Raw genomic sequence first — 18,970 nt, forward strand, 5'->3', positions numbered from 1 at the left:
ATGGGGTTTCCGAAACTAGAAACAGAACGTTTACAATTAAGAGAACTAACACTGTTAGATGCAGAAACGATGTTCCGTTATTTATCAAAAGAATCTGTTATACGTTATTTCGGGATGGATTCTTTCGAAAATATTGAGCAAGCGAAAACAACAATTCAAACGTTTAAAAATCGTTATGAAGAGGGAACTGTATTTCGCTGGGGAATTGAGAAAAAGGGAACGGGCCAATTAATTGGAACGTGCGGATTTCATTTAATAAATAATCATCATAAGCGAGCTGAAATCGGTTATGAATTAGACGATACATATTGGGGACAAGGGTATGCAACGGAAGCGTTACAGGCAATTTTAACTTACGGATTTGAAACGCTGCAACTGATAAGAATTGCGGCTGTTGTATATGTAGAAAATAAAGCTTCTCAAAAATTATTAAGTAAAGCAGGGTTTCAAGAAGAAGGATTACTTCGAAAACATATGATTCAAAATGAAGTTGCTCATGATACGATTTTATATTCTTTATTAAAAGAAGAGTGGAAGAAGTAATGAGTACAAATGAGCTTATAAATATAATGAAGAAACATAAAGAAAATAGGTTCATTCTAGGTATAGATGGTTTGAGTCGATCTGGTAAAACGACATTCGTTGCAAATTTAAAAGAAAACATGAAACAAGAAAGTATTCCGTTCCATATTTTTCATATTGATGATCATATAGTAGAACGTAATAAACGGTATCATACTGGCTATGAAGAATGGCATGAGTATTATTATTTACAATGGGATATTGAGTGGCTTCGGCAGAAGTTTTTTCAAAAGTTACAAACTGAAACAAAACTGAATTTACCGTTCTATCATAATGTGGCAGATTTATGCGAAATGAAAAAAGTACAGATTCCCATAGTAGGTGTAATTGTAATTGAAGGTGTTTTTTTACAACGAAAAGAATGGAGAGATTTCTTTCATTATATAGTGTACTTGGATTGTCCAAGAGAGATACGATTTCTGCGTGAGAGTGAGGAAACGCAGAAAAACCTTTCAAAGTTTGAGAATAGGTATTGGAAAGCAGAGGATTATTACTTAGAAACGGAATTACCGAAGGAGCGGGCGGATTTAGTCATACAATGATTGAAAAATAGAAGGTGAACAAAATGAATATTTTATGGGATTTTGATGGGACGTTATTTGATACGTATCCAGTTTATACAAAAATTCTTTCTCAAGTTTTAGGGAAGGAAATAAGTGAAGAAGAAATCTATACAAAGTTAAAGGTTTCATTTTCACACGCAATTGATTATTATGAAATATCAACAAAACAATTAAGTGAAATTGATGTATTAGAAAGTCGCATTATGATAGAAGATATTAAGCCATTTGAAAAAGTGGAAGAGGTTTTAAAGTTTGCTGATAAAAATGTAATTATGACTCACAAAGATAGAGCAGGAGTATTATCAATATTAAATTATTACGGCTGGGACAAATACTTCGTAGACATGGTTACAATTGACGATGGTTTCCCCCGAAAACCGAACGCTTTATCTTATGATTATTTACATAAAAAGCACAATATTGATTTAGCTATTGGTGATAGAGAATTAGATTTATTACCTGCAAAAGAATTAGGTATTTCAACATGTATGTTCCAAGGGAGTTGTGGTGTAGCGGATTATTCTATATCGCATTACTCGGAATTTTTTAAGGTAGTGATTGATAGAGAGGTTATTTTATAAATGAATTAAATAAAACCTCTACTTTTTACTTGAAAGTAGAGGTTATTTTCTATGCTTTATAAAAACGATAGAAAATTAATACTTTCAATTATTTAGAAGGAGATTGGTATAACGATTTGAATTATATATTTATAGATAAATCTATAAATAAAAAGATTTCTATAAAGCGAGTGATCACATGAGTATTTTCATTTTAGAAGATGATGTCATACAGGCGCAGCAAATGAAGCGGCTAGTTGAAGAGATTTGCGAGAAATATATGTTGCCTTTTGATTTTATAGAGGTAACTAGTAAAAGTGAAAACATTATTACCAACATTCCAAAGGCAAGTTATGTTCCAATCTATTTTTTAGATATAGAGATAAAAAGAGAAGAGCGTAAAGGATTACAAGTGGCGCAAGAAATACGAAAGTATGATACGCAAGGGATTATTGTGTTTGTAACGACGCATTCTGAATTTGCACCTATTTCATATCAATACATGGTATCAGCTTTAACTTTTATTGATAAAGGGTTGCCATACGAGGAGAGGCGTAACGTTTTTGAACAATGTTTACTCCAATATGAAGCGCGTAATAAGCATCTTATTCCGTCCGATGACTTTATCGTTGAAAATAGTAATGCGACTGTGCGGGTTCCGTTTCATGAAGTTGAATATGTTATGACCGATGAACCACACCGTTTAGTGTTAGTGACGTTAGATCGCATCGTTTCTTTTTACGGGACTTTAAAAGAAATTGAAATAATAAATGAACGTTTATTTCGTTGTCATCAATCATATATCGTGAATACGAAGCAAATGTCTTCTTACGATGCGAAGCAAAAAATGATAGTTTTAAAAAGTGGGAAACGTATTCCAGTATCACGTCGTCTAGTGAGTAAAGTACGTAACATGTTAAAGGGTGAGATATAATGTATATTTATGATTTATTTGCAATACTGCTTACTAGTATAAGCCATACGTTTTTATACATTCAATTAATCCAGTACAATAGATTGTCATATAGAATGTTAATAGCTTTAAGTGCAGTATTCATTATTTTACTTGCTATTGTCGTAACAGTAACGAGATATCCAGAATTGAATAGTACCATTGTGTTGTTTCTAATAAGTTTAGGATTAATGCAAAATGAATTGAAATTTAAGCATAATGTATATTTTGCACTAGTGAGTATGGTGATAATAACGTTAGTGAAAATGTTGCTATTTGATTTAGGAATGAAAATCTTTATGTTAACGCCATTCAATTTATATTTATGGACAGGAAGCATGATCCATCTTACCGTATCGACACTTACTTTTATCGGTATTTTTGTAGCTCGCAAAAGAATCCAAAAAATTGCTCAATATATAGTAGGTAGTCCGCTATACTATGTAACTTATATTTTATTAATTGCCGGATTTATTATTGAACTAATCTTAACTCAGCCATCTTCTGCATTATTAGCACAATTAAATCAACAATACAGTGAAGTAAGTTATATTTCAGCGATTATTATATTTTTATTATTACTAATCATTGTGTTAATAAGCTCACACTTATCGAAAGAAAAGTTACAAGAAGAACACGAAAAACGTTTAGATAAAGAGTTATTAGATTATGTAGAGAAATTAGAGGATATGCACGATGAGCTTGCTAGTTTCCGTCATGATTATATGAATATATTATTATCGTTAGAAGAGGGCATACGTACAAAAAATGTGAAAGAAATTGAGCAAGTGTATTATGACATTATAGCTCCTACATTAAAAACAATAAATGATCATGAACTTGATATTGCGAAATTATCTCGCATACATATTCCTGAAGTGAGAAGTGTATTAAGGGCGAAAGTTGGCACTGCCCAGCAGCAACAAATAAAAGTAATGCTTGATATACCAGAGAACATTGAAAGTGTTTCGATGACGATCATTTCATTTATTCGCATCATTTCAGTTTTAGTAGATAATGCAATTGAAGAAGCGGTGCATAGTGAGGAAAAGATTTTGCAAATCGCATTCTTTAAAATGGATTCACGACAATATTTTATCGTGCGTAATAGTTCAAAGAGTGAAACAATTAATTTGCAAAAAATTTATGAAAAAAACCATTCAAGTAAAGAAGGAACTCGAGGGTACGGGCTATTCTCATTAAAAAGGATTATGAATAAAACAAATAATGCGATGTTAGAAACAAGTTATATACGTCCATATTTCACCCAAACCTTCATTGTAAATGACCATCTATGATGAAAATGAAACCGAATAGGAAAGAACTACATACTTCCTTCACCCGTTTATTTACACTTTAAGTAAGAGGTGAAGCGAGATGAATGGTCTTATTTTTACAACAATGATTAGCTGTGGTTTACCGCTTGTAGCACTTTTATATGCTTTTTGCAAAAAACGCTATATTCCATATATGTTAGGTGTATTGGCTTTTGTAGTGTCACAAATATTGATTCGCATACCAATACTGAATTATGTAAATGGAACTAGCACAGATTTTCAAATATTTTCTGTTATGCAACCTGTATTATTTGTACTTTTGCTTAGTTTATCAGCTGGAATTTTTGAAGAGATAGCTCGTTTTATTGCAATGCGTTATTTTATGAAGCAACGAGATTGGCAGTCTGGTTTTTTATTTGGAGCAGGGCATGGTGGTATTGAGGCAGTGTTGATAGTTGGAATTCCGGTAATATCCTTATTATTGTCACAAACAGCCATTCAAAATGGCGACAGTTACTATTTCGCCGGTATTGAGCGCATCTTCGCGATGGTATTGCATATTGGGCTTTCCTTCATTGTATTGCAAGCTGTCGTCCAAAAGAAATTACGTTATGTTGTATATGCAATTCTTATCCATGGGACTGCAAATGCAATAGCTAGCATTATATCGCTATATGTACCAGGGAAAAGTGGGATCATTATGTCAGAAGTTTCAATAGCAATTTGTGCTTTACTCGTTTTTAGTTATAGTTTCATTTTAAAAAGAAAGGGTGTATGAAAATGAGAAGAATGTTACTAATTATTGTAAGTACTATCGCGGCGTTCGCACTTGTGGCATGTACCGGTAATAAAGTAGATGAAAGTACGTCAAAAAAATTTATTCCGAAGGCGGAAGAAATTGTAACATTATTACATGAGGTGAAGTATAAAGACGTGCATGAAAAATTTGATAGTAAAATGAAATCAGCCTTATCAGAAGAGCAAATGAAAGAACTTACTCCTATAATTGAAAAAGCCGGTACATTCGAAAAAATTGAGAAAAAATCGATTGAAGAAAAAGATGGTTTATATACTGTTATTCTTGTAGCAAAGTATAGTAAAGAACAACGTACTTTTATCGTAACTTATAACGATAAAGAAGAAATAGCTGGGTTAGTAATTAGGTAGAAGTGTAATGGCAGATAAGGTGGTTGTGTCCACTTTATCTGTTTTTTTGTTTTAACCAAATTATGGTTATTCATGCTAATATAAACACATAGCTATAGAGAAGAGGTGGGTGAGTATGAAAACTGAAATAGTTCCTAAAAAGAAGTACAGTATAACAAGCTACATATCTTTACTCATCGGCGTTTTATGTTTTCTGTTCGTTTTTATAACACCGACAAGGATAGCCAATGCAGGTAATATAGTGGGAGATTATATTACAGTTGCCCTTACAGTTGCAGGCATCATACTTTCTGTCATTACGATGACGGAAAAAACGAGAAGAAGGGAATTGCTATTCTTTCATTCATACTGTCCTTATCATTCTTTATATTTTGGATCATCGCGATTATTTTAGTTTTGACTGGTCGAGTTAGTTTTGCGCCATAATGCCGAATAAAAAGAGTCCTTCATACGAGAAGGACTCTTTTTATTCGTTGTCTTCCGGTTGATATTCTAAAATATCCCCTGGTTGGCATTCTAACGCTTTACAAATAGCATCTAAAGTTGTAATTCTAATTGCTTTTGCTTTTCCATTTTTTAATATAGAAAGGTTAGCCATTGTAATACCAACCTTCTCTGAAAGTTCAGTTACACTCATTTTACGTTTCGCTAACATTACATCAATATTAATTATTATTGCCATGTTATTCACCTCAGACCGTTAAATCATTTTCTGATTTTATATCTATCGCATCTTTTAAAAGTCTTTGGAGAACGGCAGCAAAGACTGCGATAACCATTGAAGCAAAGATAAGGATCATTCCAATTATAATAATACCTGGCGCGTCATCTCTCTCTGCTACAAGATAGAAAAGTGGCATGCCTACTGCATATAATATACTAATTGTAACAGCACATTGTTTTATCTTTTTTAAAGCTCTAACAGATAATTTTGAGAAGGCGTTGCCATTGTCAATGTAGCTTACAAGTTTAAAGGCTTGATATAGAGCAAAATAAAAAGGTATCACTGTTGCATATAGATTGATTAAAACAAGATATTTTATATATGCGATATCCGGGTACAATTTCGATGCATAATTCCCGATATTAGGAATTAAAAATATACACAAAGCAAAAACAGGAATACCGATAAGGATGATTGCTGTCTTTAAAAAGAGTGTTGATCCTTGTTTCATATAAAGCACCTCATTTTTAAATTATCTTTTTAATTTAACACGAAATTTATCGTTTAACAATAAATTCTTATTTCTTTTAATCGGATTTTTATTGATAAATAAATTTTTGGGGAAGAGAATGATAAGACGTTTTTATAAAATAGGTGTGGTTCCTAGTTATTTGAACATAAAAAGCTATGATATGTAGCGTTCGTTGCCTTACTTATAAAAGAAAGTGAAGGTAATGATTGTTAGCTTCATGAAAATTGGGGACTAATAAAACATATATAAATGAATGTAAAACATACGGAGGAACAACAATGTCGAATTTGGGTTTACTGATGAAGAAGTTACTGTTAGTAGGAACAATCACACTAAGTATGGTATGTACGGAAAGCATGATGAATTATTATTCAGTGGAAGCGGAAGTGAAAAAAGTAGAACGGCAACCAAAAAATATAATCATAATGGTTATGGACGGAACGAGTTCTTCAGCAACGACATTAGCTCGCTTGTATAAAGGGAAATCACTTGCATTAGATGAAATGGTAACAGGAGGAGTTCGTACATATTCGGCGGAATCGGCTATAACAGACTCAGCCCCAGCAGCTACAGCTTTAGCGACTGGGAAGAAATCGAATTCAGGGTATGTAGGTGTATTGCCTTCTATTGTAAGTTCACCTGGCTTAAAACCAATAAAAGAAGAGGACAAGTTACGGCCAGTTGCCAATGTTCTAGAAGGTGCTAAACAAACTGGTCGCGCAACTGGAATTGTTGCTACAGCTGAAATTCAGCATGCTACGCCGGCCGGATTCTCTGCTCACCATGTAAACCGCAAGCATTTTGACGTAATTGCAGAGCAACAAGTATATCAAAATATAGATGTCGTATTAGGCGGGGGAAAAGCAGCACTGCTACCTATAAAAAGAAAAGATGGTGAAGATTTAGTAAAGGTGATTCAAGACAAAGGATATGACTTTGTTGAAACGAAAGATGCATTATTGAACTCTAAATCTAATAAAATTTGGGGCTCTTTTTCACATCATGCCTTAGCATTCGATATGGATCGTGAAGCAATAAATCCGGAGCAACCAACACTTTCGCAAATGACGGAAAAAGCAATTCAAACGTTATCAAAAGATAAAGGTGGTTTCTTTTTATTTGTGGAAGGAAGTAAGCCAGACTGGGCAGCTCATGTGAATGACCCAATTGGGATGATTAGTGATGTATTAGCATTTGATAACGCCGTTGCTGAAGCATTAAAATTTGCAAAAAAAGATGGTAATACGATGTTAATAGCTGTAGCTGACCATGGTAACAGTGGTATTTCTATCGGGAATAGGAATACGACAAAAGGTTATAATACTACGCCGGTCTCTGCATACATTGATCCATTAAAAAAAGCGAAAATGACGCTTGAAGGGGTAACCCATAAAATAAATAATGATTTATCAAATATAGTAGAAGTTGCTGCACTTTACGGTTTAAATAACTTAACTGAAGTTGAAAAGGAAAAATTAAAAGTTGTACGAAAGAAATCGGATATGGGTCCAATACTTACTACATTACTAGCTAACCGTGCAAATATTGGCTTCACAACAGGAGGACATACAGGTGAGGATGTGTTTTTATATTCTTACGGTCCTAAAAAGCCATATGGTTTGATCCAAAACACAGACATTGCGAAGACGATGGCGAAAGCAATGAGCTTTAACTTAGAAGAAGTAACAAATAAATTATTTGTAGAGAGTGAATCAGCCTTTAAACAAAACGGTGCAACTGTAACGATAGACAAAACTGATGCAGAAAATCCTGTGCTTATAGTAAAACGTAATAATGTAAAAGCTCAATTATTTATTAACAAAAATATAATTCGTATTAAGAATAAAGATTATGAATTAGGTAGTATTGTTGTAGAAAGCAACGGCAAGTTCTATGTACCAGAAGAAGCAATCCATTTATTCATAAAGCATTCTCGTTAGAAAAATGCCAATTCCTTAGCTAGCACTTAGGAATTGGCATTTTTTGTGTAGCTGAAATTGCATTTAAAACAAGAGTAAAGAGAATTACAATTTCTAAAATGGACTTCTTGTAAATTTATTTATCATATATTTTTCACCCTGAAAAATATTTCTCAACATTTTAGCTCTTTAAAAAGATTGAATATTCGTATTATAACGAATATTATGTTCCTATCGGCAAAAAAAACGATAATTTGCAGACACTGGGGAGGAAAAGCATTGAAAAAGAATAAGAAGTTAAAACCATTATCAGTTTTAGCAACAGCGGCAGTGCTAAGTAGTACGTTTGCTTTTGGAAGTCATACAACGTATGCTGATACGCCACCATCTCTACCAATTGATGAGCATTTAATACCAGAAGAGCGTTTGGCAGAAGCGCTGAAACAAAGGGGAGTAATTGATCAATCTGCATCACAAGCTGAGACATCAAAGGCTGTCGAAAATTATGTTGAGAAAAAGAAAGGCGAAAATCCTGGAAAAGAAATCATGACAGGAGATAACCTTACGCAAGAAGCTTCAGATTTTATGAAAAAAGTAAAAGATGCAAAAATGAAGGAAAATGAACAGGCGCAGCAGCCAGAAGTAGGACCAGTTGTTGGACAAGATGCAGGGTTGAATTCTAGAAAATTAAATGGAAAAGTACCTACTACACCAGCGAAGCAAGCTGAGTATAATGGAGCTGTTCGAAAAGATAAAGTACTTGTTTTACTCGTAGAATTTAGCGATTTTAAACATAATAATATTGATCAAGAACCAGGTTACATGTATTCTAAGGACTTTAATCGTGAACATTATCAAAAAATGTTATTTGGAGATGAGCCATTTACGTTATTTGATGGATCGAAGATTAATACATTTAAACAGTATTATGAAGAACAATCTGGCGGTAGCTACACAGTGGATGGAACTGTAACAGAGTGGCTTACTGTTCCAGGAAAAGCATCAGATTATGGTGCGGATGCGGGAACTGGTCATGATAACAAAGGTCCTTTAGGGCCACGTGATTTTGTGAAAGAGGCATTAAAAGCAGCTGTAGCAAAAGGTATCAATTTAGCAGACTATGACCAATTTGATCAATACGATCAAGATGGTGATGGAAATAAAAATGAGCCAGATGGAATTATTGACCATTTAATGGTTGTACATGCTGGAGTAGGGCAAGAAGCTGGCGGTGGTAAATTAAAAGATGATGCGATTTGGTCTCATCGTTCAAAACTAGGATCGAAGCCATATGCGATTGATGGTACAAAATCTAATGTTTCAAACTGGGGCGGAAAGATGGCTGCATATGATTATACAATCGAGCCTGAAGACGGAGCAGTTGGTGTGTTTGCGCATGAGTACGGTCATGATTTAGGATTACCAGATGAATATGATACAAAGTACTCTGGACAAGGTGAACCTGTTGAATCATGGTCTATTATGAGCGGCGGTAGCTGGGCTGGAAAAATTGCAGGAACAGAGCCAACAAGTTTTTCACCACAAAATAAAGAATTTTTCCAAAAGAATATGCAGGGTAACTGGGCGAATATCGTTGAGGTAGATTACGATAAACTGCGCACAGGAATCGGTACTGCAACATATTTAGATCAAAGTGTTACAAAATCAACAAGACCAGGAATCATTCGAGTTAACTTACCAGACAAAGATATAAAAAATATCGAATCGGCATTTGGTAAGAAGTTTTATTACAGCACAAAAGGAAATGATATTCATACAACACTTGAGACACCAGTATTTGACTTAACAAATGCAAAAGACGCTAAGTTTGATTATAAGGCATTTTATGAACTGGAAGCGAAGTATGATTTCCTTGACGTAAATGCGGTTGCAGAAGATGGAACGAAGACGCGAATTGATAGAATGGGCGAAAAAGATGTAAAAGCCGGTGTAGATACAACGGATGGTAAGTGGGTTGATAAATCATACGATTTAAGTCAATTCAAAGGAAAGAAAGTAAAACTACAATTTGAGTATGTAACAGATATTGCAGTAGCTTATAAAGGATTTGCGTTAGACAATGCAGCATTAACTGTAGATGGAAAAGTTGTATTCTCTGATGATGCAGAAGGACAGCCAGCAATGACGCTAAAAGGATTTACTGTGTCAAACGGATTTGAACAGAAAAAAAATAACTACTATATTGAGTGGCGAAATTATGCTGGATCTGACACGGCGTTACAACATGCACGTGGTCCAGTATTTAATACAGGAATGGTTGTATGGTATGCGGATCAAAGCTTTACAGATAACTGGGTAGGCGTTCACCCAGGCGAAGGGTTCCTTGGGGTAGTAGATTCTCATCCAGAGGCAATCGTAGGAACATTAAACGGTCAACCAACTGTGAAGAGCAGTACACGTTATCAAATTGCCGATGCGGCATTCTCATTTGATCAAACGCCAGCATGGAGAGTAGATTCACCAACTCGCGGTATCTTTGATTATAAAGGATTACCAGGCGTTGCGAAATTTGATGACTCTAAGCAATACATCAATAGTGTTATTCCAGATGCCGGACGTAAGTTACCGAAACTTGGATTGAAGTTTGAAGTAGTAGGTCAAGCTGATGACAAGTCTGCAGGTGCAGTTTGGATCCATCGCTAAAATAAAATGAAAAGGAGCTGTCATAAGTCGATGAAATCTGACTTGTGGCAGCTCTTTTCTTCTTGTGAGAAAAAACTGTTACATAAATACAAATCGAAAAAAATTACCATTTTGAAAAATGAAAAGATGTACAGAAGTGAAAAAGTCCTCTGCTTTTATATATATTTATTGGAAAAAATAGAAGTTTCTTTTATAATTGAAATGCTTCATCAGTCCGATTATATAAGGTTTTTTGACCGTAAGGAATTTGTAAGTAATGAGTAAGAAAAAAGAGATTTTTATATTATATAATATTTATTACAGCTACTTTTAACACCTGATACTAATAGTATGCTATAATGTGAATTAGCAACATAAAGGAAAGGAATTAGACCAATGACATTAGAAAATACTAAAAATTTAAAAAAACAAGTTGCTCCGTATGAAAAATCAACGATTAAAAAAAGTGTGTGGCAACTTATTAACACAATCGTACCATTTATTATTTTATGGTACCTTGCTTATAAAAGTTTGTCCGTTTCTTATTTGTTATCAGTAGTTCCATCTCTGTTAGCCGCTGGTTTTATGACACGGATTTTCATTATTTTTCATGATTGCACCCACTATTCATTCTTTAAAAGCCGTCGTGCAAATAGAATAGTAGGAACATGTATGGGTGTTTTAACATTATTCCCATTTGACCAATGGGGACATGAGCATTCTATTCATCACGCTACTAGTGGAAATTTAGATAAGCGAGGTACAGGCGATATTTGGACGCTTACAGTTGATGAATATGTAGCTGCGCCATTTAGACTTCGTTTAGCATATCGCTTATATCGCAATCCATTCGTTATGTTTGGATTAGGTCCGATTTATGTTTTCTTGCTTAAAAATAGATTTAACCGAAAAGGTGCTAGACAGAAAGAACGTATGAATACTTATTTGACGAATATTATAATTGTTGCTTTAGTCGCTATACTTTGCTGGGCAATTGGATGGCAATCGTTCCTACTAGTACACGGTACGATATTCTTAATAGCAGGTTCAGTAGGGATTTGGCTGTTTTACGTACAGCACACATTCGAGGATTCTTACTTTGAAGAGGATAAAGATTGGGAATATGTGAAAGCGGCAGTGGAAGGAAGTTCATTTTATAAACTTCCAAAAATCTTGCAATTCCTAACTGGTAACATTGGATTCCATCATGTTCACCATTTAAGCCCAAGAGTACCTAACTATAAACTAGAAGAGGCGCACAATAATACGCTTCCGTTAAAAAATGTACCAACGATTACTCTTGCTACAAGCTTACGATCACTCCGTTTCCGTCTTTGGGATGAGAAAAGTAACAATTTTGTGAGCTTTAAAGAATTCAAAAAAATAATTAAAAACAATGTTTCTGTTCGGGTGAAATCTGAACTATAATTTTATCTTATATAAAACTCCCCTTAATCATTTTCGATGTAAGGGGAGTTTTTGTTATATATAACTGATATCGAGGACGTGGAATACTCATGTGTAGGTATAAATATAAGAAGACGGCAATTCTATTATGTAAATAAGATAAATCATCATAATTTTTTTATTGCGAAGGACATCGTACATATATAATGGAAAGCAGAAGGTAGATGAAAGTATTGAATAGAACACATACAACGTAATAAAATAATTCTTTCAAAAGAAAGGGGACATGAAAGATGTTGAAATTACATGGAAAATACAATGAAGCGAAAGTATTTACGAATAATGTTGATGAGACTGCGACTGGACAGATTATTGATCTTTGTAACCAAGAATTCGTAAAGGATAGTCAAATTCGTATTATGCCAGATACACATGCAGGAGCCGGTTGTACGATTGGGACAACAATGACAATACAAGATAAAATTGTTCCTAATCTTGTAGGGGTAGATATTGGGTGTGGGATGGAAGTTGTTGTGATTGATAAGAAAAAAGAAGAAATTAATTTTGATTGTTTAGACGAAACAATTCGTAAATTCGTTCCAAGTGGTTTTCGTATACGAGATAAAGAACATCGATTCTCAAAAATGATTGATTTTGATGGTGTGAAGGCCCCATATACATTACAACGGGCTCAAAAAAGCATAGGTACTCTTGGAGGTGGAAATCATTTCGTTGAATTAAATGAAGATGATAAAGGGAATGTATATATTGTCATTCATAGTGGTTCTCGTAATTTAGGTAAACAAATAGCAGAGTATTACCAAAACTTCGCATATGAACAACTCATTGATGTTACATCAATGAAAGATGAGATTATTAAGAGATTAACTGAAGAGGGGAGAGCAAAAGAAATACAAGAAACTTTACGTGGAATTCAGAAGCCTAAGATTCGTAAAGAACTAGCTTATTTAGAGGGGCAAGGATTCAAAGATTATATGAATGACATGAATATTGCCCAAAAGTATGCTGCGTTAAATCGTAAAGCAATGATTGATGAAATTGTTACGAAAATGGACTGGAAAATTACGGATCAATTTACTACAATACATAACTATATTGACATGGAAAATATGATTTTACGAAAAGGTGCAATTTCAGCTCAGAAAAGTGAACGAGTCATTATTCCAATTAACATGAGAGATGGTTCAATTATTGCATTTGGTAAAGGTAATCCAGACTGGAACTTTTCTGGTCCGCATGGGGCAGGACGTATCATGAGTCGTAAGAAGGCTAAAGAATCATTGAGTCTAGAGGAATTTCAAAATACGATGACAGAGGTGTGGACTACATCGGTAGTAGAAAGCACAATTGATGAGGCACCAATGGTATATAAGCCAATGGATGAAATTATCGAAAATACGAAAGAAACAATAGATATAAAGCACATTATTAAGCCATTATATAATTTTAAAGCAAATTAGAAGGATTAAATAAGTAGCTAGAAAAAACTATTATTTGTATCTTTTGTTTGGAAACAATCTAATCAAGGGAAGTAGTTTCATTTTATGGCGATGGGATACGAAAAAAGTCGATTTCCTGTGGAGTTAAGAAATTGACTTTTTTATTTTGTGAAACGAAAGCAATCATTAGCTTAATAGCAAATGATTATAACCGTTTATTTTTCCCAAAGCTCAATTAGGCGACCTTCAGGATCTTTAATCCAAATGAACTTTCCGAATTCACTAATTTCTTCTTTCTTTTCAAGCGGTACGCCAATATGTTCAAGATGCTGAATAGTCTCATTCATATTATGTACTTGGAAATTTAACATTACTTGCTGTTCTGTTGGAAAATAATTATCATCTTCGGTAAAGAAAGAAAAAATAGTTTCATTTCCTAATTGCGGTTTAATCACAGTCCCATTCCAATTGTCTATTTTAATTTTCAACACTTCACTGTACCATTTTTTTAGAACATCAATATTTTTAGTTCTCCAAAATATTCCCCCGAAACCTTTTATCATCGTACATAACTCCTGTCTATTTTAAAGTTTTTTGGCATTATATACTCAATATATCAAAACAGTAATAGTAAGGAAAATTATTAACTTATAAAGTGAAACTTTAATCAGTGGGGGGTTTCTTCAGCCCCCACTGATTATTAGCCCTCACCAATCGGACTTTAATGGGCAGCCCGCCCCCCACCTAACTTCTTTGCTTTCGCTGAATTTTGAGATGGGGATCTTACTGCCCATTAAAGCGGGATAAACAGTAAGAAATCAAAATTGTTAGTATTCTGGCATTGAATGTTGAAACGATACAGATATCATCCTTTGCATAACTTGAAATCAAAGAAAAAGAGTATAGAAATACTGACTCGTCTTCCAAAAGTAAAGGGAAATGAAGGAACGAAAGAAAAAGTGAAAATGTTAAAGGATAAAAGACCGCACATATGGTGAAAGCTATGTGCGGTCTTTTATATAAATATAGTATTACATAGTCTCGCTAATTTTAGTTTCACTTTGAGTGTTAGTAGTAATTCTTTTCTTAACTTTAAAGTGATAGTATGTATAGCAAAAGATGATAAATGGTACAGTGCAATAGATCCCAAGTCGTTGTTCAGGGATAAAGATAAGACTGATTAATATAATGCCATACAATCCAAAACCAAGAATTGGTACAAGTGGATAAAGTGGAGTTTTAAATTTTAAGTCTTCTAATCTTCCACCGTCTGCTAAATAATGTTTACGGAAAAAGAATTGAGAGACACAAATTGACATCCAAACAATGATTGTAATGACTCCAGAAATGGAAATTAACCATAAGTAAACTGTTTCAGCAGCTACAACACTTGTTAACAGAGAAAAAGCAGAAATAGAAATTGTCAAAATTAAAGCGTTTAGAGGTATTCCTCGTGATGATAATTTCTTTAAAAAGGCAGGAGCCATTTCATTTTTTGATAATGACCAAAGCATGCGAGTTGCAGCGTACAGTCCAGAGTTTGCGACAGAAAGAACAGCAGTAAGAATAACAAAGTTCATAATATCCGCTGCATATGGAATACCAATATTATCAAAAACAGCAACGAATGGACTTTTTGTTAATCCTGCTTCTTCCCAAGGAATTAAAGCAACAAGAACAAAAATTGCTAAGACGAAGAAAAACATCGTGCGCCATATAATATTTCTAATAGAACGAGGTAAAGTTTTTGCTGGATCTTCACTTTCACCTGCTGCGATTCCAACAAGTTCTGTACCTTGGAAGGAATAATTGACTGTAACCATTGTTAATAGGATAGCTGCAAGTCCATTTGGGAATAAACCGCCGTGATTTACGAAATTTGATAATAACGGGGCTGGTTCGTCACCTTTTAAATCAATAAAACCGAACATAGCGGCGCCGCCAAGGATAATAAAAGCTATAATGGCAGATACTTTTATACTTGAAAACCAAAATTCTGTTTCTGCATAACTACGAGCAGATAATGCGTTAATAGTGAAGATTGTAACGCCAAATATTAAACACCAAACCCAGACGGGAATATCAGGAAACCAGCGCTGCATTGTAATGCCGGCAGTTGTAAATTCAAGACCGGTCGTATTCGCCCAGCTTAACCAATATAACCATCCGATCGTAAAGCCAGTTGCAGGATTGATGAACTTAGTGGCATATTCTTGGAAGGAACCTGAAACAGGCATAGCTACAGCAAGTTCACCAAGACAAAGCATAACGAAATACATTAATAATCCACCAGCCATAAAGGCAAGTACGGATCCACCAGGTCCAGCTTGACTTATAATAAAGCCAGATCCGTTAAATAACCCCGTTCCAATCACACCACCGAGTGCAATCATGAATAAGTGTCTACTTTTCATCGTACGTTTTAGTTCATTGTTTGTATTGCTTACTTGCGACATTGTTTTCCTCACTTTCGTAGTTGATAGAATAAAGTTTGATGTTTTTCCGTATTGTGGAATGTATTCCGTGATGTGAAATCTTGTTATAATTTTCAGATAATTAAAAAGAAAAGTCAATATTTTTTTGTTCGCGCTTTCAATTTATTATTAGCGACATATTTTTGTTTTTAGAAAATTGAATAAATAGATTGATTTCATTTTGAATTTTTGTTAAATTGATAGGTAATTGAGCGTACTAACATATTACAAGTCAAGTTGAGGTGAGTTATGGTACAGTCCATTGATCGAGCGATAAGTATTATAAAGTTGTTAAATTCTACTAATGAAAAAGAGTATTGGGCTATTTCTGATATAGCGGATAGAACACATCTCCCAGTTAGTACAGTACATAGATTACTTAATTCTCTAATCGAGCATGGGTTAGTTACGCAAATTTCAGAAACGAAACAGTACAAAATTGGGCCAATGTGGATGGAAATAGGATTACGTCAATTAGAGAAAGTAGACTACAGATCTGTAGCCAGAGAAGTAATGAAGCGGTTAGCCTCTGAAGTGGAAGAAAGTGTGTACTTAAACATTCCAAATGGAACGCATTCTATTATCATTGAAAGAATTGATAGCCCTTTAAAAATTCGAGTAATCGATAACTTAGGGGAACAGATTCCACTTTCAATTGGTGCTGCAAATAAAACGATGCTTGCCAATATGAAAACGAATGAAATGGAACACATTGTAGAACATTTACTGTCTTCTTTACCAGAACAAAAGCGCATTCTTTTAGAGCAAATAAAGCAAATAAGAAATGAAGGATATGCGGTAAGTTATGGTGAAAAAACTGAAGGGACGGCTTCAGTAGCTGCACCGATTATTGGATTTAATCATAAAGTAGTAGGAGCATTAAGTGTTGGGTTAATTAGTCATCGCATTAATGATGATCGACTATCTTTTCTTATTAGTAAGGTAAAACAAGCAGCTCATGAAATATCAATAAAAATCGGCAGTACATCAGAACTATAATTTTGATAACTGTCGTCATTTTTTATTCATATACTGGAATTCATTTTCATAATGTGGAAAAATAGGGGGATTTATATGTCAAAGTGGCAATCAAAAGAACAATTGATTCAATTATTAAGCAGTCTTGTTGAAATTCCTAGTATTACAGGTACAGAAGCTGAAGTAATATTGCCAGACTTTGTTGTGGAACAATTATCTGATTTACAGTACTTCAAAGAAAACCCGCATCATTTGCACAAAAATCCGACGGGGGACGGACGATATTTTGTTACAGCCCTCGTAAAGAAAAGCGATAGTACAAAAAATACAGTAATTCTAGTTAGTCACTTTGATGTTGTAGATGTACAAGATTATGGAGTGTGGAAAGAAGATGCATTCAATCCTAAAAAGTTAACGTCTATGTTTTATTCTCATAAAGATGAACTACCAAACCATGTACGTGAAGATATAGAACAAGGAGATTGGCTATTTGGTAGAGGAACAATGGACATGAAATGCGGCCTTACGTTACAAATGGCAATGATTGAGCAAGCCTGTGAAGGGAAATTTGACGGGAATGTCCTTTTATTAGCTGTTCCAGATGAAGAAGTGAACTCTGTAGGGATGAGAGCTGCTGTTCCAAGACTACTAGAGTTAGCTAGAGAACATAACTTGGATTATAAAACGGTATTAAATTCAGAGCCTATGTTTTCACGACATCCTGGTGACCAAAATAAGTATATTTATACTGGTACTATTGGTAAAGTGTTACCTGGATTTCTTTGCTACGGAAAAGAGACACATGTAGGTGAACCTTTTGCAGGCTTAAATGGGAGTTATATGGCTTCATTAATAACTGCAGAATTAGAGTTGAATACAGACCTTTGTGATATTGTAGAAGGGGAAGCGAGTCCTCCGCCAACTAACTTACTTCAAAGGGACTTAAAGGAGGATTATTCAGTCCAAATTCCACATCGTGCCGTTACATTATTTAATTTGTTTTTACTAGAAAAATCAATGACAGATGTCGTTTCATTGTTACGTCAAAAAGTAACGAAAGTAGCAGAGAAAATAGAAGAATCATATGAAAAGCAAGCATATCGTTTTTCTAAATATAATCCGTTTATACCGCCTAATATGAAAGTTAATGTATTAACGTATGAAGAGCTTATTGCATATGCAATTGAACAACATGGGCAAGAGAACATAGATGATATTCAATCTAGTATAATAAAAAATAGAGAAGATAAAGATGATCGTGCGGTAACGATTGATTTAGTAGATAAACTAGCTATTTTATGTAAAGAAAAGGCGCCGATGATTGTACTTTTCTTTGCTCCACCGTATTATCCAGCTGTAAGTTCACGCAACAATCCGTTAATTAAAGAAGTAGTTGCAGAAATGGAAAAGTATGCACACTATAATCATAACATTACATTTGAAAACCAAAATTATTTTGGAGGAATTTCAGATTTGAGCTATGTGGGCTTACAGAATCCACTACATTCAATGAGTTCACTTGTAGACAATATGCCATTATGGGATAAAGGTTACTCGATTCCGCTTCAGGAACTAGAAGAGTTTGACGTTCCAGTATTAAATATGGGACCGGTAGGAAAAGATGCCCATCAATGGACAGAACGTCTAGATGTAAATTACGCATTTGAAACATTATTAGATATGTTACCGAAATGCATTGAAAAATTACTTATTTCTAATAAAATTACACAATCATAGTAGGGAATAGGGAAGAGATAAAACTAAAATCTCAAAAGAAAATATAAATAAAATT

General features: G+C 34.2%; 17 protein-coding genes and 1 pseudogene. 14 read left to right on the top strand and 4 right to left on the bottom strand.

Translation table 11 applies throughout. The annotated features are described in order from the left end of the window. From ACXVYO_RS11480 to ACXVYO_RS11515, 8 genes and pseudogenes are all read left to right on the top strand, one after another. The gene (locus ACXVYO_RS11480; RefSeq protein WP_458467083.1) at positions 1-543 is read left to right on the top strand and encodes a GNAT family N-acetyltransferase; all 543 of its coding nucleotides are present in this window, start codon (positions 1-3) and stop codon (positions 541-543) included. Then, positions 543-1,124: a kinase gene (locus ACXVYO_RS11485; protein WP_458467084.1), complete on the top strand. Its 582-nt coding sequence runs from the start codon at positions 543-545 to the stop codon at positions 1,122-1,124. Before ACXVYO_RS11480 ends, ACXVYO_RS11485 begins: the two co-directional genes overlap by 1 nt. Before the next feature lie 23 nt (positions 1,125-1,147). Further along, positions 1,148-1,726: an HAD-IA family hydrolase gene (locus tag ACXVYO_RS11490; protein WP_458467085.1), complete on the top strand. Its 579-nt coding sequence runs from the start codon at positions 1,148-1,150 to the stop codon at positions 1,724-1,726. 178 nt (positions 1,727-1,904) lie between these two features. Further along, positions 1,905-2,639: a LytR/AlgR family response regulator transcription factor gene (locus ACXVYO_RS11495; RefSeq protein WP_458467086.1), complete on the top strand. Its 735-nt coding sequence runs from the start codon at positions 1,905-1,907 to the stop codon at positions 2,637-2,639. Next, the gene (locus ACXVYO_RS11500) at positions 2,639-3,955 is read left to right on the top strand and encodes a GHKL domain-containing protein (protein ID WP_458467087.1); all 1,317 of its coding nucleotides are present in this window, start codon (positions 2,639-2,641) and stop codon (positions 3,953-3,955) included. Before ACXVYO_RS11495 ends, ACXVYO_RS11500 begins: the two co-directional genes overlap by 1 nt. 79 nt (positions 3,956-4,034) lie before the next feature. Beyond that, complete coding sequence (locus tag ACXVYO_RS11505) at positions 4,035-4,712, top strand: YhfC family glutamic-type intramembrane protease (protein ID WP_458467088.1); 678 nt, start codon at positions 4,035-4,037, stop codon at positions 4,710-4,712. 2 nt (positions 4,713-4,714) lie between these two features. Then, a complete protein-coding gene (locus tag ACXVYO_RS11510; protein WP_458467089.1) occupies positions 4,715-5,101 on the top strand; it encodes a DUF3887 domain-containing protein in 387 nt (128 codons plus the stop codon). Between the two features lie 115 nt (positions 5,102-5,216). After that, positions 5,217-5,527: pseudogene (locus ACXVYO_RS11515) on the top strand (hypothetical protein). Between the two features lie 40 nt (positions 5,528-5,567). Here the strand turns inward: ACXVYO_RS11515 and ACXVYO_RS11520 are convergent. Together ACXVYO_RS11520 and ACXVYO_RS11525 are read right to left on the bottom strand one after the other, a co-directional pair. Next, complete coding sequence (locus ACXVYO_RS11520; RefSeq protein ID WP_097843590.1) at positions 5,568-5,783, bottom strand: helix-turn-helix domain-containing protein; 216 nt, start codon at positions 5,781-5,783, stop codon at positions 5,568-5,570. A 10-nt stretch (positions 5,784-5,793) separates the two neighbouring features. Further along, complete coding sequence (locus ACXVYO_RS11525; RefSeq protein WP_458467090.1) at positions 5,794-6,276, bottom strand: DUF2975 domain-containing protein; 483 nt, start codon at positions 6,274-6,276, stop codon at positions 5,794-5,796. A gap of 299 nt (positions 6,277-6,575) precedes the next feature. Here ACXVYO_RS11525 and ACXVYO_RS11530 point away from each other — a divergent pair, with 299 nt between their 5' ends. The 4 genes from ACXVYO_RS11530 (at position 6,576) to ACXVYO_RS11545 (ending at position 13,747) form a co-directional block, all read left to right on the top strand. After that, positions 6,576-8,237: an alkaline phosphatase gene (locus ACXVYO_RS11530; protein ID WP_458467091.1), complete on the top strand. Its 1,662-nt coding sequence runs from the start codon at positions 6,576-6,578 to the stop codon at positions 8,235-8,237. Between the two features lie 258 nt (positions 8,238-8,495). Next, the gene (locus tag ACXVYO_RS11535; RefSeq protein WP_458467092.1) at positions 8,496-10,880 is read left to right on the top strand and encodes an immune inhibitor A domain-containing protein; all 2,385 of its coding nucleotides are present in this window, start codon (positions 8,496-8,498) and stop codon (positions 10,878-10,880) included. 375 nt (positions 10,881-11,255) lie between these two features. Next, a complete protein-coding gene (gene desA, locus ACXVYO_RS11540) occupies positions 11,256-12,287 on the top strand; it encodes a Delta(5) desaturase DesA (protein ID WP_458467093.1) in 1,032 nt (343 codons plus the stop codon). A 272-nt stretch (positions 12,288-12,559) separates the two neighbouring features. Then, positions 12,560-13,747: an RtcB family protein gene (locus ACXVYO_RS11545; protein ID WP_458467094.1), complete on the top strand. Its 1,188-nt coding sequence runs from the start codon at positions 12,560-12,562 to the stop codon at positions 13,745-13,747. A 194-nt stretch (positions 13,748-13,941) separates the two neighbouring features. On the opposite strand, the gene ACXVYO_RS11550 is transcribed toward ACXVYO_RS11545, so the two are convergent. Both ACXVYO_RS11550 and ACXVYO_RS11555 read right to left on the bottom strand, forming a co-directional pair. Then, the gene (locus tag ACXVYO_RS11550) at positions 13,942-14,289 is read right to left on the bottom strand and encodes a VOC family protein (RefSeq protein WP_458467096.1); all 348 of its coding nucleotides are present in this window, start codon (positions 14,287-14,289) and stop codon (positions 13,942-13,944) included. Between the two features lie 468 nt (positions 14,290-14,757). Continuing rightward, entirely contained in the window at positions 14,758-16,182 is a 1,425-nt protein-coding gene (locus ACXVYO_RS11555; protein ID WP_458467097.1) for an amino acid permease, read from the bottom strand. Between the two features lie 267 nt (positions 16,183-16,449). Here ACXVYO_RS11555 and ACXVYO_RS11560 point away from each other — a divergent pair, with 267 nt between their 5' ends. Together ACXVYO_RS11560 and ACXVYO_RS11565 are read left to right on the top strand one after the other, a co-directional pair. Next, positions 16,450-17,199, top strand: coding sequence for an IclR family transcriptional regulator (locus tag ACXVYO_RS11560; protein WP_063259450.1), 750 nt, complete (start codon positions 16,450-16,452; stop codon positions 17,197-17,199). A gap of 75 nt (positions 17,200-17,274) precedes the next feature. Beyond that, positions 17,275-18,915 carry a M20/M25/M40 family metallo-hydrolase gene (locus ACXVYO_RS11565; protein WP_458467098.1) on the top strand — a complete coding sequence of 547 codons (1,641 nt, stop codon included), beginning with the start codon at positions 17,275-17,277 and terminating at the stop codon, positions 18,913-18,915. Positions 18,916-18,970: the final 55 nt, after the last annotated feature.

It is taken from the genome of Bacillus sp. BC08 (assembly GCF_054326875.1).